33 protein-coding genes are annotated in these 24,152 nt (G+C 70.0%); all 33 read right to left on the bottom strand.

Going from position 1 to position 24,152, the window contains the following annotated elements:
* Positions 1-15: 15 nt before the first annotated feature.
* Positions 16-396 (bottom strand): 30S ribosomal protein S13, encoded by a 381-nt coding sequence (gene rpsM / locus VE614_RS14725; protein ID WP_006130767.1) that lies wholly within the window; start codon positions 394-396, stop codon positions 16-18.
* Between the two features lie 193 nt (positions 397-589).
* Positions 590-703 carry a 50S ribosomal protein L36 gene (gene rpmJ / locus VE614_RS14720; RefSeq protein WP_004984509.1) on the bottom strand — a complete coding sequence of 38 codons (114 nt, stop codon included), beginning with the start codon at positions 701-703 and terminating at the stop codon, positions 590-592.
* 71 nt (positions 704-774) lie between these two features.
* Entirely contained in the window at positions 775-996 is a 222-nt protein-coding gene (gene infA, locus VE614_RS14715) for a translation initiation factor IF-1 (protein ID WP_003948620.1), read from the bottom strand.
* Positions 997-1,180: 184 nt separating this feature from the next.
* Entirely contained in the window at positions 1,181-2,017 is an 837-nt protein-coding gene (map, locus tag VE614_RS14710; protein WP_324936601.1) for a type I methionyl aminopeptidase, read from the bottom strand.
* 100 nt (positions 2,018-2,117) lie between these two features.
* Positions 2,118-2,780, bottom strand: coding sequence for an adenylate kinase (locus tag VE614_RS14705; RefSeq protein ID WP_324936599.1), 663 nt, complete (start codon positions 2,778-2,780; stop codon positions 2,118-2,120).
* Positions 2,780-4,093, bottom strand: coding sequence for a preprotein translocase subunit SecY (gene secY, locus VE614_RS14700; RefSeq protein ID WP_324936597.1), 1,314 nt, complete (start codon positions 4,091-4,093; stop codon positions 2,780-2,782). Before secY ends, VE614_RS14705 begins: the two co-directional genes overlap by 1 nt.
* A gap of 234 nt (positions 4,094-4,327) precedes the next feature.
* The gene (rplO, locus tag VE614_RS14695; RefSeq protein ID WP_067018996.1) at positions 4,328-4,783 is read right to left on the bottom strand and encodes a 50S ribosomal protein L15; all 456 of its coding nucleotides are present in this window, start codon (positions 4,781-4,783) and stop codon (positions 4,328-4,330) included.
* 2 nt (positions 4,784-4,785) lie between these two features.
* Entirely contained in the window at positions 4,786-4,968 is a 183-nt protein-coding gene (gene rpmD, locus VE614_RS14690; RefSeq protein WP_003998814.1) for a 50S ribosomal protein L30, read from the bottom strand.
* Positions 4,969-4,970: 2 nt separating this feature from the next.
* Positions 4,971-5,576: a 30S ribosomal protein S5 gene (gene rpsE, locus VE614_RS14685; RefSeq protein ID WP_324936594.1), complete on the bottom strand. Its 606-nt coding sequence runs from the start codon at positions 5,574-5,576 to the stop codon at positions 4,971-4,973.
* A 36-nt stretch (positions 5,577-5,612) separates the two neighbouring features.
* Positions 5,613-5,993, bottom strand: a complete 381-nt coding sequence (rplR, locus tag VE614_RS14680; protein ID WP_043503333.1) for a 50S ribosomal protein L18 — start codon at positions 5,991-5,993, stop codon at positions 5,613-5,615.
* 3 nt (positions 5,994-5,996) lie between these two features.
* Entirely contained in the window at positions 5,997-6,536 is a 540-nt protein-coding gene (gene rplF / locus VE614_RS14675; protein ID WP_043503332.1) for a 50S ribosomal protein L6, read from the bottom strand.
* A gap of 24 nt (positions 6,537-6,560) precedes the next feature.
* The gene (gene rpsH / locus VE614_RS14670) at positions 6,561-6,959 is read right to left on the bottom strand and encodes a 30S ribosomal protein S8 (protein ID WP_043503329.1); all 399 of its coding nucleotides are present in this window, start codon (positions 6,957-6,959) and stop codon (positions 6,561-6,563) included.
* 240 nt (positions 6,960-7,199) lie between these two features.
* Positions 7,200-7,385, bottom strand: coding sequence for a type Z 30S ribosomal protein S14 (locus VE614_RS14665; RefSeq protein WP_003948630.1), 186 nt, complete (start codon positions 7,383-7,385; stop codon positions 7,200-7,202).
* A gap of 5 nt (positions 7,386-7,390) precedes the next feature.
* The gene (gene rplE / locus VE614_RS14660; protein WP_014674377.1) at positions 7,391-7,948 is read right to left on the bottom strand and encodes a 50S ribosomal protein L5; all 558 of its coding nucleotides are present in this window, start codon (positions 7,946-7,948) and stop codon (positions 7,391-7,393) included.
* On the bottom strand, positions 7,948-8,271 hold the full coding sequence (rplX, locus tag VE614_RS14655) for a 50S ribosomal protein L24 (protein ID WP_324936590.1): 324 nt from the start codon (positions 8,269-8,271) through the stop codon (positions 7,948-7,950). Before rplX ends, rplE begins: the two co-directional genes overlap by 1 nt.
* 2 nt (positions 8,272-8,273) lie before the next feature.
* Positions 8,274-8,642, bottom strand: a complete 369-nt coding sequence (gene rplN, locus VE614_RS14650) for a 50S ribosomal protein L14 (RefSeq protein WP_003998823.1) — start codon at positions 8,640-8,642, stop codon at positions 8,274-8,276.
* A 100-nt stretch (positions 8,643-8,742) separates the two neighbouring features.
* Positions 8,743-9,030 carry a 30S ribosomal protein S17 gene (gene rpsQ, locus VE614_RS14645; RefSeq protein WP_028420769.1) on the bottom strand — a complete coding sequence of 96 codons (288 nt, stop codon included), beginning with the start codon at positions 9,028-9,030 and terminating at the stop codon, positions 8,743-8,745.
* The gene (gene rpmC, locus VE614_RS14640; RefSeq protein ID WP_007494763.1) at positions 9,027-9,251 is read right to left on the bottom strand and encodes a 50S ribosomal protein L29; all 225 of its coding nucleotides are present in this window, start codon (positions 9,249-9,251) and stop codon (positions 9,027-9,029) included. The genes rpsQ and rpmC overlap by 4 nt, the downstream gene beginning before the upstream one ends.
* Positions 9,251-9,670 (bottom strand): 50S ribosomal protein L16, encoded by a 420-nt coding sequence (gene rplP, locus VE614_RS14635; RefSeq protein WP_029380975.1) that lies wholly within the window; start codon positions 9,668-9,670, stop codon positions 9,251-9,253. Before rplP ends, rpmC begins: the two co-directional genes overlap by 1 nt.
* A 5-nt stretch (positions 9,671-9,675) precedes the next feature.
* A complete protein-coding gene (gene rpsC, locus VE614_RS14630) occupies positions 9,676-10,500 on the bottom strand; it encodes a 30S ribosomal protein S3 (RefSeq protein WP_030930513.1) in 825 nt (274 codons plus the stop codon).
* Positions 10,500-10,847, bottom strand: coding sequence for a 50S ribosomal protein L22 (rplV, locus tag VE614_RS14625; protein ID WP_043503326.1), 348 nt, complete (start codon positions 10,845-10,847; stop codon positions 10,500-10,502). Before rplV ends, rpsC begins: the two co-directional genes overlap by 1 nt.
* Before the next feature lie 43 nt (positions 10,848-10,890).
* Positions 10,891-11,172, bottom strand: a complete 282-nt coding sequence (gene rpsS / locus VE614_RS14620; protein WP_030233885.1) for a 30S ribosomal protein S19 — start codon at positions 11,170-11,172, stop codon at positions 10,891-10,893.
* A 12-nt stretch (positions 11,173-11,184) separates the two neighbouring features.
* Positions 11,185-12,021, bottom strand: a complete 837-nt coding sequence (gene rplB / locus VE614_RS14615; protein WP_043503324.1) for a 50S ribosomal protein L2 — start codon at positions 12,019-12,021, stop codon at positions 11,185-11,187.
* A 40-nt stretch (positions 12,022-12,061) separates the two neighbouring features.
* A complete protein-coding gene (gene rplW, locus VE614_RS14610; RefSeq protein ID WP_086167807.1) occupies positions 12,062-12,481 on the bottom strand; it encodes a 50S ribosomal protein L23 in 420 nt (139 codons plus the stop codon).
* Complete coding sequence (rplD, locus tag VE614_RS14605) at positions 12,481-13,137, bottom strand: 50S ribosomal protein L4 (RefSeq protein WP_324936584.1); 657 nt, start codon at positions 13,135-13,137, stop codon at positions 12,481-12,483. Before rplD ends, rplW begins: the two co-directional genes overlap by 1 nt.
* 8 nt (positions 13,138-13,145) lie before the next feature.
* Positions 13,146-13,790: a 50S ribosomal protein L3 gene (gene rplC / locus VE614_RS14600; protein WP_324936582.1), complete on the bottom strand. Its 645-nt coding sequence runs from the start codon at positions 13,788-13,790 to the stop codon at positions 13,146-13,148.
* A 16-nt stretch (positions 13,791-13,806) separates the two neighbouring features.
* Positions 13,807-14,115, bottom strand: a complete 309-nt coding sequence (rpsJ, locus tag VE614_RS14595; protein ID WP_003948644.1) for a 30S ribosomal protein S10 — start codon at positions 14,113-14,115, stop codon at positions 13,807-13,809.
* A 453-nt stretch (positions 14,116-14,568) separates the two neighbouring features.
* Complete coding sequence (locus tag VE614_RS14590; RefSeq protein WP_324936580.1) at positions 14,569-15,333, bottom strand: thioesterase II family protein; 765 nt, start codon at positions 15,331-15,333, stop codon at positions 14,569-14,571.
* A complete protein-coding gene (locus VE614_RS14585) occupies positions 15,330-19,721 on the bottom strand; it encodes an amino acid adenylation domain-containing protein (RefSeq protein ID WP_324936578.1) in 4,392 nt (1,463 codons plus the stop codon). Before VE614_RS14585 ends, VE614_RS14590 begins: the two co-directional genes overlap by 4 nt.
* Positions 19,722-19,727: 6 nt before the next feature.
* The gene (locus VE614_RS14580) at positions 19,728-20,912 is read right to left on the bottom strand and encodes an acyl-CoA dehydrogenase family protein (protein ID WP_324936576.1); all 1,185 of its coding nucleotides are present in this window, start codon (positions 20,910-20,912) and stop codon (positions 19,728-19,730) included.
* Positions 20,912-22,027: an acyl-CoA dehydrogenase gene (locus VE614_RS14575; protein WP_324936574.1), complete on the bottom strand. Its 1,116-nt coding sequence runs from the start codon at positions 22,025-22,027 to the stop codon at positions 20,912-20,914. The genes VE614_RS14580 and VE614_RS14575 overlap by 1 nt, the downstream gene beginning before the upstream one ends.
* A gap of 17 nt (positions 22,028-22,044) precedes the next feature.
* Positions 22,045-22,320 carry an acyl carrier protein gene (locus VE614_RS14570; protein ID WP_324936572.1) on the bottom strand — a complete coding sequence of 92 codons (276 nt, stop codon included), beginning with the start codon at positions 22,318-22,320 and terminating at the stop codon, positions 22,045-22,047.
* A complete protein-coding gene (locus tag VE614_RS14565) occupies positions 22,320-23,846 on the bottom strand; it encodes an amino acid adenylation domain-containing protein (RefSeq protein WP_324936570.1) in 1,527 nt (508 codons plus the stop codon). The genes VE614_RS14570 and VE614_RS14565 overlap by 1 nt, the downstream gene beginning before the upstream one ends.
* Positions 23,847-24,152: the final 306 nt, after the last annotated feature.

The raw sequence follows: 24,152 nt of genomic DNA, 5'->3' as shown, positions 1-24,152 counted from the left end.
AGACCGCTGCGTGGACTACTTCTTGCCCGGCTTCTTCTTGCCGGCGATGGCGCGACGCGGGCCCTTGCGGGTGCGGGCGTTGGTGCTGGTGCGCTGACCGCGGACGGGCAGGCCACGACGGTGGCGGAGACCCTGGTAGGTACCGATCTCGACCTTGCGGCGGATGTCGGCCTGGATCTCGCGACGGAGGTCACCCTCGGTCTTGATGTTGTTGTCGACGTACTCGCGGATCGCGACGAGCTGCTCTTCGGTGAGGTCGCGAACACGGGTGTTCGGGTCCACGCCGGTGGCAGCGAGCGTCTGCTGCGAGAGAGTCCGGCCGATGCCGAACACGTAGGTGAGGGCGATCTCCACGCGCTTTTCGCGCGGGATGTCAACACCGGAAACGCGTGCCATTCAATGGCTCCAGTTGATCTTCGGAGGTCTTCCGCAGAACCGACTCCCAGCCGCCGTACCAGGTACGAACTGGGTCCCCGGCCTCCGAACCGGGGGTGTCAAGCCCGAGGGCTCGGGTCCTGCGTATGAACATATTCAGCTCGCGTCGCGCGAAGTCTCTGCGATAGCGGTGCAGAGGGAAATGATCGTGCGGTCAGCCCTGGCGCTGCTTGTGGCGCGGGTTCTCGCAGATGATCATGACCCGGCCGTGACGGCGGATCACCCTGCACTTGTCGCAGATCTTCTTGACGCTCGGCTTGACCTTCATGGGATGTGAGGCTCTCCGGGTCAGTTGCCGGCGGACCCGCACCCGGAGCGGGCACGGGACGTGGGCAAGATCTACTTGTACCGGTAGACGATCCGGCCACGCGTCAGGTCGTACGGAGACAACTCCACCACGACCCGGTCGTCAGGGAGGATGCGGATGTAGTGCATACGCATCTTGCCGCTGATGTGAGCCAGGACCTGGTGGCCGTTCTGGAGCTCGACCTTGAACATGGCGTTCGGAAGAGACTCGACGACAGTGCCCTCGATCTCGATGGCACCTTGCTTCTTGGCCACGCTTCGCCCTTCGAATCGACTACCTTGATCGACTCAGTGTGAGCGCATGCAGACATGCGGGTACACAAGAGCCGACGAGTCAGTCTACGTCAGCGCACCCGGAAACACGAATCGAGGCAGTCTGCCCCGCGCCAGAGATCATTATGCGAGGTGATCCGGGGGCACTCACGTACGGCGGCCATCGTCAGGCCAGCGGGTCCGGGGCCGTCGTGATGCCGTACTCCGCCAGCTTCGCCCTGCCGCCGTCCGGGGCCGTCAGGACCAGCGGCCCCCGCTCGGTGAGGGCCACCGAGTGCTCCCAGTGGGAGGACCAGGTGCCGTCCGTCGTGATGACGGTCCAGTCGTCCTCCAGAACCTCCGTCTTCGGGGTGCCCAGGGAGACCATCGGCTCGATGGCCAGGCAGAAGCCGGGGACCAGCTTGGGGCCCTTGCCGCGGCGGCGGTCGACGTAGTTCAGCAGGTGCGGGTCCATGTGCATCTCCGAGCCGATGCCGTGGCCGCCGTAGTCCTCGATGATCCCGTACCGGCCGCCGCCCGGCTTCGGCTGGCGGCGGATGTACGTCTCGATGGCCCGCGAGATGTCGACGAGCCGGTTGCCCTGCTTCATGGCCGCGATACCGGCCCACATCGACTCCTCGGTCACCCGGGAGAGCTCGATCAGCTCCGGGGCGTGGCCGGAGCCCACGAAGGCCGTGTAGGCGGCGTCACCGTGCCAGCCGTCGACGATCGCGCCGCAGTCGATGGAGATGATGTCGCCGTCCTTGAGGACGACATCGTCCGAGGGGATGCCGTGGACGACGACGTCGTTCACGGACGTGCAGATGGTCGCCGGGAATCCGCCGTAGCCGAGGAAGTTCGACTTCGCCCCGTGCTCGGCGAGCACCTTGCGCGCCACCTGGTCCAGGTCCTTGGTGGAGGCGCCGGGCACCGCGGCCTCCCGGGTGGCCGCGTGGATGGCTGCGACGACCAGCCCCGCCGCACGCATCTTGGCGATCTGCTCGGGGGTCTTGATCTGCACCATGGGGCCCTGCGCTCTCCGTCACTCACGTCAACCGGTTACCTACACAACAGTACGGCCGTGACACCCCTCGGGGCGCCACGGCCGCTACCGCATCCGACGGCTACTGGCCGTCGCCCTCACGCTTCAGCGCCTCCAGGGCGCGCCCCGTGACCTCGTCCACCGCGCCCAGCGCGGAGATGGTGACGACCAGCCCCTGCGCCTTGTAGTAGTCGATGATCGGCTCGGTCTGCGTGTGGTAGACCTCGAGCCGCTTGCGGACGGTGTCCTCGGAGTCGTCGTCGCGCTGGTACAGCTCGCCGCCGCACACGTCGCAGACGCCCTCGGTCTTCGGCTTGCTGTACGTCACGTGGAACACGTGACTGCCGTCCTTGCGGCAGATCCGCCGGCCGGCGATCCGCTTGACGACCTCGTCCTCGGGTGCCTCCAGGTCGAGCACCGCGTCCAGCTGGATGCTCTCGGTGGTCAGCAGCTCGTCCAGCGCCTCGGCCTGCGAGACGTTGCGCGGGAAGCCGTCCAGGAGGAAGCCGTTCTCGGCGTCCGGCTGCTCCATGCGGTCCTTGGCCATCGCGATCGTGACCTCGTCCGGCACCAGATTGCCGGCGTCCATGTAGGACTTCGCGAGCTTGCCGAGCTCCGTCTGCCGGCTGATGTTGGCGCGGAACAGGTCGCCCGTGGAGATGTGCGGGATCGACAGCTTCTCGGCAAGGCGCGTGGCTTGCGTTCCCTTGCCAGCACCCGGCGGCCCGACGAGGACGATTCGCATCAGCGGAGGAACCCTTCGTAATTGCGCTGCTGGAGCTGGCTCTCAATCTGCTTCACGGTCTCGAGACCGACACCCACGATGATCAGGATGCTGGTCCCGCCGAACGGGAAGTTCTGGTTTGCCCCGAAACCGGCCAACGCCATTGTCGGCACGAGAGCGATCAGACCCAGATACAGCGAACCCGGCCAGGTGATCCGATTGAGCACGTAGGACAGGTACTCAGCGGTCGGTCGGCCAGCCCGGATGCCCGGGATGAAGCCACCATACTTCTTCATGTTGTCCGCGACTTCCTCGGGGTTGAACGAGATGGCCACGTAGAAGAACGCGAAGAAGACAATCAGGAAGAAGTAGATCGTGATGTGAACGGGCGCGGCGGTGTCCGCGAGATTGCCCTGGATCCAGCTCGCCCAGCCCGCCGTGGAGTTGGAGAACTGGACGATCAGCGCCGGGATGTAGAGCAGCGACGACGCGAAGATGACGGGGATCACACCGGCCTGGTTGACCTTCAGCGGGATGTAGGTCGACGTCCCGCCGTAGGACCGGCGGCCGATCATGCGCTTCGCGTACTGGACCGGGATCCGGCGCTGGGCCTGCTCGACGAAAACCACCAGGCCGACCATGAACAGGCCGACGAGGATCACGGTGCCGAATTCGATCCAGCCGTCGGCCAGGCTGCCCTGCTGCTTGATGGCCCACAGCGCGGACGGGAAGGTGGCGGCGATCGAGATGAACATCAGGATCGACATGCCGTTGCCGATGCCGCGGTCGGTGACCAGCTCGCCCAGCCACATGACGACGGCGGTGCCGGCGGTCATGGTGATGACCATGGTGACGGTCACGAAGATGGACTGGTCCGGAACGATCTCCGAGGCGACCGGGCAGCCGTTGAAGAGGGCGCCGCTGCGGGCGGTGGCCACCAGGCCGGTGCCCTGCAGGACGGCGAGCGCCACGGTCAGGTAACGGGTGTACTGCGTGATCTTCGCCGTGCCGGCCTGGCCCTCCTTCTTCAGGGCTTCCAGGCGCGGGATCACCACCGTCAGCAGCTGGAGGATGATGCTCGCGGTGATGTACGGCATGATGCCCAGCGCGAAGATCGTGATCTGCAGCAGTGCGCCGCCACTGAACATGTTGACCAGACCGAAGAGACCCTGGTTGCCCTTGGCCACGTCGATACAGGTCTGGACGTTCCGGTAGTCGACACCCGGGATCGGGATGTGCGTACCGATCCGGTACACCACGATGATGCCGAGCGTGAAGAGCAGCTTCTTGCGCAGGTCGGGCGTCTTGAACGCCCGGGCGAACGCGGTGAGCACGGTGCCTCCTGCGACCCCCGCGCATCTGCGTCAAGGGTGACGGTCTTGAGGTTTCGACGAATACGTAACGGTCAACTGCCGCTCAGAGTGCCCGAGGTACGGCACCCGGTGAAAGTTGGCAGTGCAGGCCACCTTACCGGCGAGACTGCCACCTAGGAACGACCAACCGGGGATACCCCATTTGTGGGGTATCCCCGGTCGGGATCGCTCAAGTCATCGAGACGCCTGAAGAAGTCAGACGAGCTCGGTGACGGTACCGCCGGCGGCGGTGATCTTCTCCTTGGCGGAGCCGGAGACGGCGTCGACCGTCACCTGCAGCGCCACGGAGATCTCGCCCTGGCCGAGCACCTTGACGAGGCTGTTCTTGCGAACGGCACCCTTGGCGACGAGACCCTCGACGGTGACCTCGCCACCCTCCGGGTACAGCGCGGCCAGCTTGTCGAGGTTCACGACCTGGTACTCGGTCTTGAACGGGTTCTTGAAGCCCTTCAGCTTCGGGAGACGCATGTGGAGCGGCATCTGGCCACCCTCGAAGCGCTCCGGAACCTGGTAGCGGGCCTTCGTGCCCTTGGTACCACGACCGGCCGTCTTACCCTTCGACGCCTCACCACGACCCACACGGGTCTTGGCGGTCTTGGCGCCCGGGGCGGGACGGAGGTTGTGGATCTTGAGCGGGTTGTTCTCCGCCATGATCAGTCGACCTCCTCGACCGTCACGAGGTGGCGGACGGTGTGCACCATGCCGCGGAACTCGGGGCGGTCCTCCTTGACGACCACGGTGTTGATCCCCTTGAGACCAAGCGACCGCAGGGTGTCACGGTGGTTCTGCTTGCTGCCGATGTAGGACTTGACCTGCGTGATCTTGAGCTGCGCCATGATTACGCACCCGCCCCGGCACGCGCACGCAGCAGAGCCGCGGGAGCGACGTCCTCGAGCGGCAGACCACGGCGGGCCGCGATCTCCTCGGGACGCTGCAGACCCTTCAGGGCCGCCACGGTCGCGTGCACGATGTTGATGGCGTTGTCGGAGCCGAGCGACTTCGACAGCACGTCGTGGATACCGGCGCACTCGAGCACCGCACGCACCGGACCACCGGCGATAACGCCGGTACCCGGGGACGCGGGCTTGAGCAGCACGACGCCGGCGGCCTTCTCACCCTGGATGGGGTGCGGGATGGTGCCCTGGATCCGGGGGACCTTGAAGAAGTGCTTCTTGGCCTCCTCAACACCCTTGGCGATGGCGGCCGGCACCTCCTTGGCCTTGCCGTATCCGACACCCACGGTGCCGTCACCGTCGCCCACCACGACCAGCGCGGTGAAGCTGAAGCGACGACCACCCTTCACAACCTTGGCGACGCGGTTGATCGCGACGACGCGCTCAACGTACGCGGTCTTCTCGGCGGCAGCAGCGCCGCCGTCACGGCCCTTCCGGTCCCGCCGCTCGCCGCCACCGGCACCGCTTCCGCGGCGCTGGGGTCCAGCCATTGGATTACCTCTCTCTTTCCGCTAGCTACAAGCGGCTCAGAACTTGAGCCCGGCCTCGCGGGCGGCGTCCGCCAGGGCGGCGATGCGCCCGGCGTACTGGTTGCCACCACGGTCGAACACGACGGCCTCGACACCGGCGGCCTTGGCACGCTCGGCGACCAGGGCGCCGACCTTCTTGGCCTGCGAGGACTTGTCCTCGGCACCGCGGATCGACGCGTCCAGCGAGGACGCCGACGCCAGGGTGTGGCCCTTCAGGTCGTCGATCACCTGCGCCACGATGTGGCGGTTGGAGCGAGTCACGACCAGGCGGGGGCGCTCGGCGGTACCCGAGATCCGCTTGCGGATCCGGATGTGACGGCGCTTGATCGCGGCGCGCTTGTAGGCGTCGCCCTTGAGGATCTTCTGCCCGTATGCCATGGCTTACTTACCCGCCTTTCCGACCTTGCGGCGGATGACTTCGCCCTCGTACTTGACGCCCTTGGCCTTGTACGGGTCGGGCTTGCGCAGCTTGCGGATGTTGGCCGCGACCTCGCCGACCTTCTGCTTGTCGATGCCCTCGACCGAGAAACGGGTCGGGGTCTCCACCTTGAAGGTGATGCCCTCGGGGGCCTCGACAACGATCGGGTGGCTGTAACCGAGCGCGAACTCGAGGTTCGAGCCCTTGGCGGTCACGCGGTAACCGACACCGCTGATCTCGAGCTTCTTGACATATCCCTGGGTCACACCGGTGATCATGTTCGCCACCAGCGTGCGGGACAGGCCGTGCAGGGCCTTGCTCTGCCGCTCGTCGTTCGGGCGCAGCACCTGAAGGGTGCCGTCCTCGCCCTTAGCGATGTCGATCGGCGCGGCAACGGTGTGGGTCAGCTCGCCCTTGGGGCCCTTGACCTTGACCGTACGGCCGTCGATGGTGACGTCCACGCCGGCGGGAACCGGGATGGGGAGCTTGCCGATGCGCGACATAGCTGTTTCCTCCGTTCCCTTCCGTTACCAGACGTAGGCGAGGACTTCCCCACCCACGCCCTTCTTCTGTGCCTGCTTGTCGGTCAGCAGACCGTGCGACGTGGAGATGATCGCCACGCCCAGGCCGCCCAGGACCTTCGGCAGGTTGGTGGACTTCGCGTAGACCCGGAGACCGGGCTTCGAGATCCGCTTGATGCCCGCGATGGAGCGCTCACGGTTCGGGCCGAACTTCAGCTCGAGGACGAGGTTCTTGCCGACCTCGGCGTCCTCGACCTTCCAGCCCGTGATGAAGCCCTCCTGCTGGAGGATCTCCGCGATGTGAGACTTGATCTTGGAGTGCGGCATCGACACCGAGTCGTGGTACGCCGAGTTCGCGTTCCGCAGACGCGTCAGCATGTCTGCGATCGGATCAGTCATGGTCATGAATTGGCCTGTGGCCTTTCTCGCCGGGGTTTCCTATATGCGCCATCCCTCTCCCCATACATGGACGGGACGGGTGCGGCGCGGGGACCTACGGCGTAGTAAGCAAATATCTGGCGGACAGCTGTCCGCGGGCGATCCTGGGCGGCAGAGCCCAACCCCACCAGCCTACGGCATGAGGGGTGCTGGGCCCTGCCGACCCAGTTGCTTACCGAGAGGTCCAGGAATCCCGAATTACCGGGATTACCAGGAGCTCTTGGTCACGCCCGGCAGCTCGCCGCGGTGAGCCATCTCACGGAGGCACACGCGGCAGAGGCCGAACTTGCGGTAGACGGAGTGCGGACGACCGCAGCGCTGGCAGCGGGTGTAGCCACGCACACCGAACTTGGGCTTGCGAGCAGCCTTCGCGATGAGAGCCTTCTTCGCCATCTCGCTCACGCCTCCTTGAACGGGAAGCCGAGGTGACGGAGGAGCGCGCGGCCCTCTTCGTCGTTGGTCGCCGTGGTGACCACGGTGATGTCCATACCCCGGACGCGGTCGATCTTGTCCTGGTCGATCTCGTGGAACATGACCTGCTCCGTGAGACCGAAGGTGTAGTTGCCACGGCCGTCGAACTGCTTGGGGGACAGGCCGCGGAAGTCGCGGATGCGCGGCAGCGCGAGCGACAGGGTGCGGTCCAGGAACTCCCACATGCGGTCGCCACGGAGCGTGACGTGGGCACCGATCGGCTGACCCTCGCGCAGCTTGAACTGCGCGATGGACTTGCGGGCCTTGGTGACGGCCGGCTTCTGACCGGTGATGGTGGTCAGGTCGCGGATCGCGCCCTCGATCAGCTTCGAGTCACGGGCGGCGTCGCCGACACCCATGTTGACCACGATCTTGACGAGGCCGGGAACCTGCATGACGTTCTCGTACTTGAACTCGTCACGCAGCTTGCCCGCGATCTCCTCGCGGTACTTCGTCTTCAGACGCGGAGTGGTGGTGGTAGCCATCAGATGTCCTCACCCGTCCGCTTGGCAACGCGGATCTTGTTGCCCTCTTCGTCGAAGCGGTAGCCGACACGCGTGACGACCTTCTTGCCGTCCTGCTCCACGACCAGCTGGACGTTGGAGACGTGGATCGGCGCCTCGGTGGTCACGATGCCGCCGGCCTGGGAGCCCTTGGCGGTCGGGCCGGCCTTCGTGTGCTTCTTGACCCGGTTGACACCCTCGACCAGGACGCGGTCCTCGCGGGGGAAGGCCGCGATGACCTTGCCCTGCTTGCCCTTGTCCTTACCGGTGATGACCTGGACCAGGTCGCCCTTCTTGATCTTCATGCTTACAGCACCTCCGGCGCGAGCGAGATGATCTTCATGAACTTCTTCTCGCGCAGCTCACGGCCCACCGGGCCGAAGATACGGGTGCCGCGAGGGTCGCCGTCGTTCTTCAGAATGACGGCGGCGTTCTCGTCGAAGCGGATGTACGAGCCGTCCGGACGGCGGCGCTCCTTGACGGTGCGAACGATGACCGCCTTGACGACGTCACCCTTCTTCACGTTGCCACCGGGGATCGCGTCCTTGACGGTGGCGACGATGACGTCACCGATGCCCGCGTAGCGGCGACCGGAGCCACCGAGCACACGGATGCAAAGGATCTCCTTCGCACCAGTGTTGTCGGCGACACGCAGTCGCGACTCCTGCTGGATCACGTCTATCTCCTGATCGTCTGCCGGTTCCCGGCAGGGGCCTCAGTACGAGGACCCCTGCCGAGCCTGGCGGAACTGACCTGCGGGATTACCCCCGCAGGAATTACTTGGCCTTCTCGAGGATCTCGACGACGCGCCAGCGCTTCGTCGCGGACAGCGGCCGGGTCTCCATGAGGAGGACGCGGTCGCCGACACCCGCGGCGTTCTGCTCGTCGTGCGCCTTGAGCTTGTTGGTACGGCGGATGACCTTGCCGTACAGCGCGTGCTTGACGCGGTCCTCGACGGCGACGACGACGGTCTTGTCCATCTTGTCGCTGACGACGTAACCCTCACGGGTCTTGCGGAAGCCGCGCGCCTCGGTGTTCTGCTCAGTCACGTTGTTCTCGCTCATGCGTTCTCCACCGTCTCGATGCCCAGCTCGCGCTCGCGCATCAGGGTGTAGATCCGCGCGATGTCCTTACGGACGGCCTTCAGCCGACCGTGGTTCTCGAGCTGACCCGTCGCCGCCTGGAAGCGGAGGTTGAACAGCTCTTCCTTGGCCTCGCGGAGCTTCGCAAGAAGCTCCTCGTTGCCCAGCTCGCGCAGCTCGGACGCCTTGGTACCGGCCGACATCACGCTTCACCTGCCTCGCGCTTGACGATCCGGCACTTCATCGGCAGCTTGTGGGCCGCACGGGTCAGCGCCTCACGGGCGATCTTCTCGTTGGGGTACGACAGCTCGAACATCACGCGTCCGGGCTTGACGTTGGCGACCCACCACTCCGGAGAACCCTTACCGGAACCCATGCGGGTCTCGGCCGGCTTCTTCGTCAGGGGGCGGTCCGGGTAAATGTTGATCCAGACCTTGCCGCCACGCTTGATGTGACGGGTCATGGCGATACGAGCCGCTTCGATCTGGCGGTTCGTGACGTACGCCGGGGTCAGCGCCTGGATGCCGTACTCGCCGAACGCAACCTGCGTCCCACCCTTGGACATACCGTTGCGCTTCGGGTGGTGCTGCTTGCGGTGCTTGACCCTACGGGGGATCAGCATGACGGTCAGGCCTCCGTTCCGGTGCTCTCAGCCGGAGCGGCGGCGGGAGCCTCGGCCTTGGGGGCCTCGGCGCCGGCAGCCTGCTGCGGCTTGCGACCGCGCCGCTCGCCACCGCGGCCACCACGGGCCGGGCGGTCGGAGCCGCCACCGCGAGCCGGGCGGTTACCCGCACGGGCGGCAGCGTTCTCGGCGCGGACCTCGGCGATGTTCTTGACGTCGCCCTTGTAGATCCAGACCTTCACGCCGATGCGGCCGAAGGTCGTCTTGGCCTCGAAGAAGCCGTAGTCCACGTTCGCACGGAGCGTGTGCAGGGGCACACGGCCCTCGCGGTAGAACTCCGAGCGGGACATCTCGGCGCCGCCGAGGCGGCCACCGCACTGGATCTTGATGCCCTTGGCGCCGGCCTTCATGGCGGACTGCATGCTCTTGCGCATGGCCCGACGGAAGGAGACGCGGGAGGACAGCTGCTCGGCGACGGCCTGGGCCACCAGCTGAGCGTCCGTCTCCGGGTTCTTGACCTCGAGGATGTTCAGCTGGACCTGCTTGCCGGTCAGCTTCTCCAGGTCACCGCGGATGCGGTCGGCCTCGGCGCCGCGGCGGCCGATGACGATGCCGGGACGCGCGGTGTGGATGTCGACGCGGACGCGGTCACGGGTGCGCTCGATCTCCACCTTGGAGATGCCGGCGCGCTCCATACCGGACGTCATCATCCGACGGATGGCGACGTCTTCCTTGACGTAGTCCTTGTACAGCTTGTCGGCGTACCAACGCGACTTGAAGTCGGTCGTGACACCGAGCCGGAACCCATGCGGGTTTACCTTCTGGCCCATTACCGGGTTCCTTCCTTGCTGGCGACGACCACGGTGATGTGGCTGGTCCGCTTGCGGATCCGGTAGGCACGGCCCTGGGCGCGCGGACGGAACCGCTTCAGGGTCGGGCCCTCGTCGACGTAGGCCTCAGCGATGTAGAGGCTGTCGACATCGGTGTGGTCGTAGTTGTGCGCGGCGTTGGCAATGGCGCTGTCGAGCACCTTGCCGACCGGCACGGAGGCAGCCTGCGGAGCGAATCGCAGGACCGCCTGAGCCTCCGTGGCGTCCATGCCACGGATCAGGTCCACCACGCGGCGGGCCTTCATGGGCGTGACGCGGATGTACCGCGCCTGGGCCCTGGCTTCCATGGTTGTCCCTTCAGTTACTTACGTGTCTGAATGCGATCCGCTACTAGCGGCGCTTCGACTTCCGGTCTTCCTTGACGTGACCCCGGAAGGTGCGCGTCGGCGAGAACTCGCCGAGCTTGTGGCCGACCATCGACTCGGTGACGAACACCGGGATGTGGGTCTTGCCGTTGTGCACCGCCAGCGTGTGGCCGAGCATGGCCGGCACGATCATGGAGCGCCGGGACCAGGTCTTGATGACGTTCTTGGTGCCGGCTTCGTTCTGGGCGTCCACCTTCTTCATCAGGTGGTCGTCGACGAAGGGCCCCTTCTTCAAGCTACGAGGCATCTCAACCCGTCCTTAGCGCTTCTTGTTCGTCTTGCGGCGGCGGACGATGTACTTGTTCGACGCCTTCTTGGGCGAACGAGTACGGCCTTCCTTCTTGCCCCACGGGGAAACCGGGTGGCGGCCACCGGAGGTACGACCCTCACCACCACCGTGCGGGTGGTCGACCGGGTTCATGACCACACCACGGACGGTCGGGCGAACGCCCAGCCAGCGCTTGCGGCCGGCCTTACCCCAGTTGATGTTGCTCTGCTCGGCGTTGCCGACCTCGCCGACGGTGGCGCGGCAGCGCACGTCGACCAGGCGGATCTCTCCGGACGGCATGCGGAGGTGGGCGTAGGCGCCCTCCTTCGCGAGCAGCTGCACGGAGGCACCGGCGGAACGGGCGAACTTGGCACCGCCACCGGGACGGAGCTCGATCGCGTGGATCGTGGTACCGACCGGGATGTTGCGGAGGGCCAGGTTGTTGCCCGGCTTGATGTCGGCCCCGGGACCGTTCTCGATGCGGTCGCCCTGCTGCAGGCCGCGCGGCGCGAGGATGTAGCGCTTCTCGCCGTCGGCGTAGTGCAGCAGCGCGATACGCGCCGTGCGGTTGGGGTCGTACTCGATGTGCGCGACCTTCGCCGGCACGCCGTCCTTGTCGTGACGACGGAAGTCGATCACGCGGTAGGCGCGCTTGTGGCCACCACCCTGGTGGCGGACGGTCACACGACCGGCGTTGTTACGGCCGCCCTTGCTGTGCAGCGGGCGGACCAGCGACTTCTCCGGCGTGGACCGCGTGACCTCGACGAAGTCGGCGACGCTGGCGCCACGACGGCCAGGAGTCGTCGGCTTGTACTTGCGGATACCCATTTCTCAGTCCTCGTCCGATATCGGACGATCCTGACCTCCGTTAGGAGGTCGGACCGCCGAAGATGTCGATACGGTCGCCCTCGGCGAGGGTCACGATCGCGCGCTTGGTGGCGGCACGCTGGCCGAAGCCCGTGCGGGTCCGCTTGCGCTTGCCCTGGCGGTTGATCGTGTTGACCCCGGTGACCTTGACCGAGAAGACCGACTGCACGGCCTCCTTGATCTGGGTCTTGTTGGCCCGCGGGTCGACGATGAACGTGTACTTGTTCTCGTCGAGGAGCGCGTAGCTCTTCTCGGACACGACCGGCTTGAGCAGGACGTCACGGGGGTCCGTGTACGCCTTGCTCGCCGGGGTGACGACGGTGTTCTTGCCCTCGGCGGCGTGGCGACGCGCCTTGGCGACGCGCGCGGCCTTGGCGGCCTTGGCGGCCTTGGAGGCAATGGCGGGGTGACGGATAGCCATCAGGCCTCGCTCCCTTCGGTGTCAGCAGCCTTCGGGCCGGACACGAAGGACTCGAAGGCGGCCTTGGTGAAGACCACGTCGTCGGAGACGAGAACGTCGTACGTGTTCAGCTGGCCCGGCTCCAGGATGTGGACCTGGGGCAGGTTGCGGGCGGACAGCCACGCGGCCTCGTCGGCCCGGTCGACGACCAGGAGCAGGTTCTTGCGCTCGCTGATCTTGCCGAACAGGCTCTTGGCGGCCTTCGTGGACGGGTTGTCGCCCTCGACCACGCCGGTGACGACGTGGATGCGGTTGTGACGCGCCCGGTCGGTGAGGGCGTGACGCAGAGCGGCAGCCTTCATCTTCTTGGGCGTGCGCTGCGAGTAGTCGCGCGGCACGGGACCGTGCACGACGCCACCACCGGCGAACTGCGGCGCGCGGGTCGAACCCTGACGGGCGCGACCGGTGCCCTTCTGGCGGTACGGCTTCTTGCCACCGCCGCGGACTTCGCCACGCGTCTTGGTCTTGTGGGTGCCCTGGCGGGCAGCGGCCAGCTGTGCGACGACGACCTGGTGGATCAGCGGGACGCTGACCTTCTCAACGCCGAAGATCTCCGCGGGGAGCTCGACGGTACCGGCCTTGTCGCCCGCCGGCGAAAGGATGTCAACAGTGCTCATCGGTTACCTCAGGCCCCCTTGGCCGCGGTGCGGACCAGGACGAGGCCGCCGTTCGGACCGGGAACCGCGCCCTTGATGAGCAGCAGACCCTTCTCCGCGTCAACGGCGTGGACGGTCAGGTTCTGGGTGGTGACCCGCTCGTTGCCCATGCGACCCGCCATGCGGAGGCCCTTGAACACGCGGCCCGGGGTGGCGCAACCGCCGATGGCGCCCGGGGAGCGGTGCTTGCGCTGGGTGCCGTGACCGGCGCCGAGGCCACCGAAGTTGTGGCGCTTCATGACACCGGCGAAGCCCTTGCCCTTGCTCTTGCCGGTGACGTCGACCTTCACGCCGGCCTCGAACACCTCGGCGGTGATCTCCTGGCCGAGGGTGTACTCGGAAGCGTCCGACGTGCGGATCTCCACGAGGTGACGACGCGGGGTGACGTCCGCCTTGGCGAAGTGACCCTTGAGGGGCTTGTTCACCTTGCGCGGGTCGATGTCGCCGAAGGCGATCTGGACGGACTCGTAGCCGTCGACGTCGTTCGTACGGACCTGGGTGACGACATTGGGCCCGGCCTTGACGACGGTGACCGGAACAACACGGTTGTTCTCGTCCCACACCTGCGTCATACCGAGCTTCTCGCCCAGGATGCCCTTGATCTGCTTAGCCATTCTCAGCCCACCAGCCTCAGAGCTTGATCTCGATGTCGACACCGGCCGGGAGGTCGAGTCGCATCAGAGAGTCAACGGTCTTGGGGGTCGGGTCGAGGATGTCGATCAGGCGCTTGTGCGTGCGCATCTCGAAGTGCTCGCGCGAGTCCTTGTACTTGTGCGGCGACTTGATGACGCAGTACACGTTCTTCTCAGTGGGCAGCGGCACCGGGCCCGCGACCGACGCACCAGTGCGCGTCACCGTCTCGACGATCTTCTTCGCCGAAGAGTCGATGACCTCGTGGTCGTAGGCCTTGAGCCGGATGCGGATCTTCTGTCCCGCCATGGCTACTTCGTAGTCCTGTCTCTCTTCCGCTCTGGAACCCGGTGTTCCAGGCACTTTCTCCGACCCACGCGGTCGGGCGTGTCGCGGTCCCGCTGACACAGATGTCCCTTGCTCGAACATCCCTGCGGGAATGCGCACGGCCCTACCGGAACCGCAAGCCGGGGACGAAAGGCCCACCGGGTGCCTGGCCGGTGCCGCACCGACGCTTCCCGGAAGATTCCCGTACGTCCGCCCCTGATCAGGGGCGACGAGTACTGTGGGACTCGCTTCCGGTCCTCCCGGCGGGAGGCGCGCAGCATCAACACTCGACCGAGCAACTCCGACAGTCTGCCATATGGCGCAGGCCGGACGCCAATCGAGCCGAGGAGAATACCCCGAGGGTGACGTAGGTCAAACACCTGGCGCCGCGGGGGTGATCATGCCCAAATGCGGTGAACGCCCCGCCGACGGCGGCTACCGGGACCGCGCGAGGGCCGTGCAGCGGCCGAGGATGTCGGCGACCAGGGCTCGGGTGTGGTCCGCCAGGTAGAAGTGGCCGCCGGGGAACGCGCGCGTGGTGAAGCCGGAGCGGGTCACGCTCCGCCAGGCCTGGACGGCCGCTTCGGGGACGTCCGCGTCCGCGGCTCCGTAGTAGGCGGCGACCGGGCACGGCAGCGGCACGATCCTGGGCTCGTACCCGCGCAGCAGCCGGTAGTCGGCCCGGATGGGCGGCAGGACCAGAGGCCGCAGCTCCGGATGGTCGAAGGCCTGCGCCTGGGTGCCGCCGAGGCCGCGCACCTCGGCCATCAGCGCCTCGTCGTCCTGGTCCGCGAGGACCCGGACGGGGTGGTCGCCGCCCGGCCCCTGGCGGGCGGAGACGCACAGCAGCGCCGGGAGCGCGCCCCGGGCCGCCAGGCGGACCGCGACCTCGTAGGCGACGGACGCGCCCATGCTGTGGCCGAAGAACACCACGGGCCGGTCGAAGAGCGGCGCGCACGCGGGGGTGATCTCTTCGGCGAGCTGCTCCATCGACTCGGCGAAGGGGTCCGCCAGCCGGTCCTCCCGGCCGGGGTAGCGCACCGCGAGCAGCTCCACGTCGCCGGGCAGCTCCCTCGCCCAGGGCGCGAAGCAGCTCGCCGCGCCTCCCGCGTGCGGGAAGCAGACGAGACGCAGCCTCGGCCGGGGGCAGGGCTTCAGGGTCCGCAGCCAGCGGCCGGTCACCTCGGGTGTCTCCTTCACGGGGTCCGCCCGGCGGGGCGGGAGGGGAACATGCGGCGTTCCGCGTCGGTCAGGATGTCGACGGATCCGATGCGGCGCGTGGGGTCGGCGACGACGGCGGCGAGGAAGCGGCCGAACCGTTCGGTCAGGGCCCTGGCGGTGTCCGCCTCGAACAGATCCGTGCGGTACTGCAACCGGCCGTCGATCCCGCCCGCCTCGGTCTCGGCCAGCTGGAACGTGAGGTCGAACTTCACCGACGGCAGGGCCACGGGCAGCGGCGTGGCCCGCACGCCCGGCAGCCGGAGGGTGGCGGCCGAGGTGTTGCGCAGCGAGAGCATCGTCTGGAACAGCGGGTGGTGGGCCGGGCTGCGCGCGGGGCGCGTCGCCTCGACCACCTGGTCGAATCCGACGTCCTGGTGGGCGTAGTCGGCGAGGTCGGCGTCCCGCACGGAGGCGAGCAGGTCGGCGAAGGCCGGGTTGCCCGAGGTGTCGGTGCGCAGCACCAGGCTGTTCACGAAGCACCCGACGGTGTCCTCGTAGGAGGGGTGCGTGCGCCCGGCCACCACGGTCCCGATCGGGACGTCGGTGCCCGCGCCGAGCCGGGAGAGCAGGGCCGCCAGCGCGGCGTGCAGCACCATGAACAGGCTCGCGCCGGCCCCGGCGGCGAGCTTGCGGGCGCCGGTGACGGTCGCGGCGTCCAGGGTGAAGCGGGCCTCGGCGCCCTCGGTGCTCGCGACGGCCGGGCGCGGCCGGTCCAGCGGCAGGTCGACGCAGTCGGGCAGGCCCGCCAGGCGGTCCCGCCAGTAGCGGGTCTGCGCGGTGAGGTCCCTCGCCCGCTCGCGGAGCGCGTACTCGCCGTACGGCGTCACCGGGGGCCAGTCGGGGGCCCGTCCCGCGCTGCGGGCGCCGTAGGCCGTGCTCAGGTCCCGGCCGAGCAGGCCGAGGGACCAGCCGTCCAGCGCGATGTGGTGGGCCACCACCAGCAGCACGCTGTCGTCGGGGCCGGTCTCGAACAGCACGGCCCGCACCGGCGGGCGTTCGGCCAGCTGCCAGCGGGTGGCCAGCTCGGCCCGGACGGCTTCGTCGAGCGCGGCCGGCTCGATCCGGCGCACGGCCAGGCCGGGTACCGCGTCGGTGACCCGCTGGCACGGCTCGCCGCCGGTCTCCGGATAGACGGTGCGCAGTGCCTCGTGCCGTGCCGCCGTGTCGGCGAGTGCCTGGCGGAGGACTTCGCGGTCGACGGGGCCGGTGAGCCGGACGGCCCACGGAACGGTGTAGCTCGGGCCTCCCAGCTGATCGAGGAACCACAGCCTGCGCTGGCCCGGGGAGAGGGGGATCGCGCCCCCCTGGGCGACGGCGCGGGCCGGGACCGCAGCGGCCGGGGCGGGCAGCGCGGCGGCCAGGGCGGACACCGTGGGGTGGTCGAACAGGGTGCGCAGCGACACGTCGGTGCCGAGTGCCGCGCGCAGCCGGGTGATCACCCGGGTCGCGGACAGCGAGTGCCCGCCGAGCGCGAAGAAGTCGTCGTCGGGTCCCACGTCGGGGACGCCGAGGACGTCCTCGAAGACCTGCCGTACGGCCGCCTCGCGTTCGTCCCGGGCGGCGCCTGGGCCGCCCGAGCCGCGGAGGTCGGGGGCGGGCAGCGCCGCCCGGTCGAGTTTGCCGTTGGGGTTGAGCGGCAGCGCGTCGAGGGACACGACGGCGGCGGGCACCAGGTGCCGGGGCAGCACGGCGGCGGCGTGGGCCCGGACCTCGGCGCCGGAGGCCGTGCCCGTCACATAGGCGACCAGCTGTTTGTGGCCCGCCGGGTCCTCCCGGGCCACGACGGCGGCGGCGGTGACGCCGGGGCAGCCGGCCAGCGCGGCCTCCACCTCGCCCGGCTCGACGCGGAAGCCCCGGATCTTCACCTGGTCGTCCAGGCGGCCCAGGTAGTCGAGGTCGCCGTCCGGGGTGCGGCGCACGAGGTCGCCGGTGCGGTACATGCGCTCGCCGGGCTGTCCGAAGGGGTCGGCGGGGAACCGCTGAGCGGTCAGCGCGGGCCGGCCCAGATAACCGTCGGCGATGCCCGCTCCGGCCAGGTACAGCTCCCCCTCGGCGCCCGGCGGGACCGGCCGCAGGGCGGCGTCGAGCACGTAGGCGCGGCGGCCTTCGAGCGGGCGGCCGATCAGGGGCCTGGTGCGGGGGTCGGCCGGGGAGCGCCAGGCCGTCGCGTAGACCGTCGCCTCCGTCGGTCCGTAGAGGTTGAGGATCTCGCATGCGGGCAGCCGCTCGCGCAGTTCGGCGACCAGGGAGGCCGGCAGGGCCTCGCCGGCGAGGACGACCGTCTCGGCGCCGAACGGCGTGGCGGTCTGCTGGAGCAGCCCGGCCAGGGCCGAGGGCACGCCGCTGAGGAGGCTGCCCTTCCAGGGGCGGTCCGCGAGCGCGAGCAGGTTCGGTACGAGTTCCACCGTGCCGCCCGCCGCGAGCGGGGCGAACAGCTCGAACACCGACACGTCGAAGTTGAGCGAGGTGGCCGCCAGGACGTGGCGCAGCCGGCGGGTGCCCAGCTCGGTGACGGCCCAGTGCACGAATTCCGCCATCGCGGCGGCCGGGACGACGACGCCCTTGGGCGTGCCGGTGGAGCCGGAGGTGTAGATGACGTAGGCGGGGGCCTGCGGGGGGACGGGGGTGGCCTCGGTGCCGGCCGGCGGCGGGCCGCCGGTGGAGGGGCGCGCGTCGGCCGCCGTCCCCGTCTCGTCCACGGTCAGTGTGGGCACCGGCGTGTCGAGCCGGGTGGTGCCGTCGGTCAGCAGCAGGACCGGTGCGGCGTCGCGCAGCATGAAGCGGACGCGGTCGCCGGGATAGGCGGGGTCCACGGGCAGGTAGGCGGCGCCGGTCTTCAGTACGGCGAGCAGGGCGACCGGCAGCCGGGTCGTGCGGGCCAGGCTGAGCGCCACGAGGGTGCCCGGCCGGGCGCCGCGGGCGCGCAGCCGGGCCGCGAGGCGCGTGGCCCGCTCGTCCAGCTCGCGGTAGGTCAGCCGGTCGTCGCCGCCGATCACGGCGACGGCGTCGGGTGTCTCCGCGGCGCGGGCGGCGATCATGGCCCGCACCTCGGGCGCCCGGCTCCGTCGCGGGGCCGGGCGGGCGATGGCCGCGCCGCCGGTGTCCAGGGGGGCGGTCCCGATCGGGGCGCCGTGGGCGAGGGCGGCGAGGAAGAGCGGGAAGCGCGCGCCGTGGCCGGCCAGGTCGGACGGCGAATACAGCGCGGGGTTGGCGTCGAGGTCGAGCCGGAGCCGGTCCCGGGCCGCCCGGTCGGTGACGCAGGAGAACGACAGGTCGAAGACGGGCCCGTGCGCGAGACCGTGGACGGTGGCCGGGTGTTCGCCGAAGCACAGGCCGCGGTGGAAGGGCAGGATGTTGACCAGGGGGCCGAAGACGGCGTCGCCGGTGCGCAGGTCGCGGCGCAGCCGCTCGAAGCGGTACCGCTGGCCGCGCAGCGCCCTCCACACACCGCGCGCGACCTCGGCCGTCAGCTCGGGCAGGGTGCGGGCGCCGTCCACCCTCACCCGCAGCGGCACGATGTTCGACGCCGTCCCGGCGAAGGCCTGCGCCGCCGCTCCGGCGCGGCCGGGGGCCGGCATGCCGAGCACCACCTCGGGCGCCCCGGTCATCCGGGAGAGGTAGGCCGCGACACCCGCGATCAGGGCCGGGGAGAAGTGGGCCGCGCTGTCACCGGCGGCCCGGACCAGGCCGTCGGCGGTGTCGGGGGCCAGTGTCAGCGAGTGCCGGTGGAAGGTGCCGGGCACGGGTGCCGGCCGGCCCGCGATCGTCGGCGGCGGCAGGGGCAGGCCGCGCAGGTGCTCCAGCCAGAAGGCCCGGTCGGCGTCCCGGGCCGGTGAGGCCGCGTAGGCGGCGTCCGCGTCGAGCATGGCCCGCTGGCCGGTGAACCGGGCCGGGGGGAGCGCGGGCCGGGCGTACAGGTCGGCCACCCGCCGGGTGACCAGGGCGTGCCCGTAGCCGTCCATCACGATGTGGTGCGCCCGCTGGTACCACAGGACCCGGCGGGGTCCCAGCACGAGCAGCGCCTGGGTGAAGAGCGGGCCGCGGGAGAGATCGACCGGGCGGGCGAGGTCGGCGGCCATCCACGCGTGGGCCGCGGCGTGGGGGTCGTCGTGCTCCCGGAGGTCGGTGACCTGCACGCGCCACGCGGAACCGTCGCGGGTCACCACGGGTCCGTCCGGGCCGTCGGCGAAGGTCACCCGCAGGGTGCCGGTCTCCTGGACCGCCCGGTGTACGGCGGCGGCGAGGGCGGGCACGTCCACGGGCCCGTCGATGTCGACGTACTGGGCGCCCTGGTAACCGGTCCCGGACGGGTCGAGTTGGTGCGCGTACCAGATGCCGAGCTGGGCGTCGGTCAGTGGCTGCGTCATGCTTCCCTACCAGTCGAAGGCGCGGGCGTCGGCCAGATCGACGCCGAGCGCGGACTTGCCGACGTAGTCGAGGCACTCGTCGGGCTTGGCGGGCATCACCGAGCAGAACGGCGCCTCGCGCAGGTACCGGTGCAGGGCCCGGCGCCGGTCGAGCGCGGTGGTGCCGGCCAGCCGCGGGGCGCTCGCCACCAGCTCCGTGAGCAGTTCGGCCACGGCGTACTTCGCCGCGTGCACGGCGGTGTTGGCACGCGGCGTCCCGCGGGCCGCGTCGACCTCGGCGCACGCCGTGTAGGTGAGGGCGCGGGCCGCGGCGAGCCGGGCCGACAGCCTGCCGAGCTCGCGGACGGTGACGGGCGAGGCGGCGCGGGCGGGGCTGTCGCGCACGCACGCGGTGAGCTCGCGCACGAGGGCGACGGCGAGCCCGAGGTAGGCGCCGGTGTAGCCGGACACCATCCAGTGCGGCTCGCGCACCAGTTTGAACAGGGACATGCCCTCCACGCCGAGGAAGAGCCGTTCGCGTCCGAGGCGTACCCCGTCCAGGGTCATGTCGGCCGTGTGGGTGCCGGCCAGGGCCTGGCCGGTCCAGGGGGTGCCGAACGTGACGCCCTCGTCCGTGGCGGACACGACGAAATGGGACACCTCGTTCTCGGCGTCCTCGGCGGCGTCCCGCGCGGCGACGACGTAGTAGTCGGCCACGCCGGCGAGGGACACGAAGGACTTGCGCCCGCCGAGCACATAGGTGCCCTCGGAGCGCCGGTAGGTGGTGCGCACCCCGCGCAGCTTCGCACCGGTGCCCGCCTCGGACGTGGCCGAGGCGAACATGCGGTCGTGCTCGGTGATCTCCCGGAACACCCAGTCGGCGAAGGCCCGCCCGGTGGCGCCGAGGCGTCCGGCGGCGGCCTCGCGCAGCGCACCGATGGACACGTTGTGCATGTTCAGGGCGAGCGCGGTGGCCACGTCCCGTGCGCCGATCACCTCCAGGACCCGGGTGTACTGGGCGAAGGACAGGCCGTCGCCGCCCGCGTCCCGGGGGACGAGCGAGCGCAGCAGCCCGGCGTCCTTGAGCAGCTTCAGACTCGCGGTGCCGTCCCCGGCTCCGGCGTCGACGTCGGCCGCCAGCGGGGCGAGCGTCTCGGCGAGCGCGGTGACCCGGTCGAGGAGCCCGGCGGGCAGGGCGGGTACGCCGGCCATCAGTGGTTCCCCACCGGCAGTCCGAGGCCGCGGGCCACGGAGACGCGCAGCAGGTCGTTGGGGCCCGCGTACACCGATCCGGCGAGGGCGCTGGCCAGGTCCGCGAAGCCGGCCCGGTCGCGGAGGAACGCCCGGACCCCGGCGAGCATGCCGGCGGTCTCGGCGAGGTGCAGATGGTCCTCGGTGACGGAGATCTTGACCATGGCGGCCTCGTTCGCCAGATGCCGCACGGGGGTGCCCCCGTCGAGCCTGCGGGCCATCCCGTAGATCAGCTCACGGGACCGGTGCACCCGCAGTGCCATGTCGGCCACCCGGCCCGCGACCTGGTGGCTCGCCCCCATCGGGCGGTCGAAGTGGCGGCGGTGGGCGGCCCACTGGACCGTCTCCTCCAGCAGCCGGCGCATGGGGCCGAGCGCGTACGACAGCAGCAGCGCCCGTTCGCAGGTGGTCGTGGCGGCCATCACCGTCAGACCGGCGCCCTCGCGCAGCACCAGCCGGTCGGCCGGGACCGTCACGTCGTCGAAGGTGAGCGAGCCCATCGGTACGCCGGGCAGGGCGCTCTTGTCCTCCCGTGCGCCCCTGGTCACACCGGGCTGATCGAGGTCGACCAGGAACGCGGACAGGGCGAACGGGGAGCGGCCCTCGCCGGTGCGGGCGAAGACGAGCCCGCGGTCGGCGACCGGGGCGGCGGTGATGAAGGACTTGCGGCCCGTCAGACGGTAGGAGCCGTCGGGCAGCCGGGTGGCGGTGGTGGTGCCGGACAGCGGGTCGCTGCCGCCGCCCTCCTCCGTCGACGCGTGGCACAGCAGCAGCTCGCCCTCGGCGGTGCCGTCCAGCAGCCCCTGCTGCCCGGGGGCCAGCAGCAGGCGCAACGGCATCTGGATGCCGAACAGCTGGGAGGCGGCGCCGTAGCACAGGCCCGGGTCGACACCGCCGAGACCGAGCCCTTCGAACCGGGCCACGGCCTCGGTGACCCAGCCGTCGCCGCCGTCGCGCAGCACACCCAGCCCGGCGAGTTCCCGCCAGTGGCGGCGGAAGTCGTCCGGGCCGGTGAACGGCGGGAGGCCGGCGGCCAGTTCACGGAACGCGCCGACGGCCGCATCCTGTTCGTACATCTGCACTCCCCCGCCGCTCAGACGGTCTGCGCGCGCAGCGACGAGACGAGGTCCCACAGATGCGCGGGCGTGCGGAAGTTCGCGGCGACCATCTCCTCCTCCGGGATCCTGATGCCGCAGCGCTGCTCGATCTCCACGACGAGGGTGAGGACGCTCATCGAGTCGAGGAGGCCGGTGTCGAGCAACCGCAGATCGCTGGTGACCTCCAGGCCGGGCTCCCGGCCGGCCGCCGGGGAGAGCGGTGACGCGGCGAACTCCTGGATCAGGGCGCACAGGTCGTCGACGGATTCCATCATGCTCCTTCGGTGCTGGCGAGCTCGGCGAGCTCGCGTCGGTCGACCTTTCCGTGCCCGCTCACCGGCAGGCGGTCGGTCAGGACGATGCGGTCGGGCAGCATCCGGCGCGGCAGCACGCCGGCCAGTGCGGTCAGGACCTGCCGCTCGCTCTCGGCGCCGACCACGTACGCCCAGATCTCGCCCTCGTGGGGGCCGCGTTTGGCGACCACGGCGCAGGCCTCCGGGGCGGCGGCCTCGCGCAGGGCGCTCTCCACGTCCCGCAGGTCGATGCGGTGGCCGCGGCGTTTGACCTGGTCGTCGGCGCGGCCGAGCAGCAGCAGCCGGCCGTCGTCGCCGGTCTCGGCGAGGTCTCCGGTGGGGTAGGCGCGGCGGGTGACGCCGTCGGCGAAGCGGACCTCGCGGGTGGGGTCGCGCAGCTCGCCGTCGACCAGGTAGCCGCGCAGCACGGTGGGTCCGGCGACATGCAGTTCGCCGCGCCGGGCGGGTCGGCCGTGCGGGTCCAGGACGACGGTGTGCACGCCCTCGACGGCCCGGCCGATCGGCACCGTGTCGCCGACGGTGCTGCCGGGCGGGAAGTGCGCGGCCGTGCACACGTTGGTCTCGGTGGGGCCGTACAGGTTGTGGCAGGAGGCGCCGGGAAACCCGGCGAGGTACCAGGCGAGCAGGTCGGGCGGCAGCGGTTCCCCGGCGAAGGCGAACAGCCGCAGGTGGGGGGCCGTCCGCCCGGTGAGGAGGCCCGTCCGCCGCAGCAGCCGGTAGAGCGTCGGCACCGCGTACAGCACGGAGATCTCGTGCTCGCGCAGCCAGCCCGCGACATCGGCCGGGAACGCGGTGAGCCGCTCGGGCATGAGGTGCACGGCCGCGCCCGCCAGGGCGGACGAGTACAGGTCGAAGGTGCTGAGGTCGAAGGTGAGGGCGGCCTGCGCGCCCACCCGGTCCTCGGCGCGCAGGCCGAGGGTGCGGGCCGCCCAGTCGGCGAAGTGCAGGACGTTCTCGTGGGACAGCAGCACGCCCTTGGGGGTGCCGGTGCTGCCGGACGTGGAGAAGATGTAACCGCCGTCGAGCGCCAGGTCGCCGGCGGTCTCGGCGGCGACCGGCAGCAGGCTCAGGCCGCCCAGGTCGGTGGGCGGGGCGGTGCGGCCCAGCAGGGCGGCGGCCTCGGCGGCGCGGGCGGGCGCGGCGGAGGCCAGGAAGTGCAGCCCGCTGCCGCGGACGGTGCGCGCCAGCCGGGCGGGCGGGTCCGCGGGGTCGAGCGGGGCGGCGACCGCGCCGGCGCGCAGCACGGCGTAGAGAGCGGTGACCGCGGTGATCCCGCGCGGCGCGTGCACGCCGACCCGGGAACCCGGACCGACCCCGTGCCGCGTCAGCTCCCGCGCGAGCGCGGTCACCCGCTCGTCCAGCTGCCGGTAGGTGAGGGACTCGGTCTCGTCGATCACCGCGAGGCGGTCACCGTGGCGCCCGGCGGCGTCGGCCAGTACCTGGTCCAGCCGGCGGGTGGGCGGATTCGACCGTGGCGGGTTCACCGTGGGACTCCTCGACGTGTACGGCCCGTGGTGGCGTCCGGCCTCGGGTACGCGGGCCGGGCCAGGGCTTCCCGATTCGGGCTCTCACCACCGGATTTCAGGGCTCACCACTGGATGTCCCGCTCACCCTAGGAGCCGGTGCCGCTCCGTCAGAACCCCAGCACCACCCCAGTGTCGGCGGCGGTCGGACAGGGGTGCGCGGGGGCGGCCTAGGGGGGCACCGGAGTCAGGGGTTCTCGGCCGCCGCGGGCGGTGGCTATAGATGGAGTCCCGACTGCGCCGGCCCGCGCATCCCGAAGGTCGGGC

The organism is Streptomyces sp., assembly GCF_035645055.1.
In the GTDB taxonomy this organism is placed as follows: Bacteria; Actinomycetota; Actinomycetes; order Streptomycetales; family Streptomycetaceae; genus Streptomyces.
The sequence above is the reverse complement of the archived record's forward strand: the minus strand, read 5'-3'. Positions and strand labels throughout refer to the sequence as shown.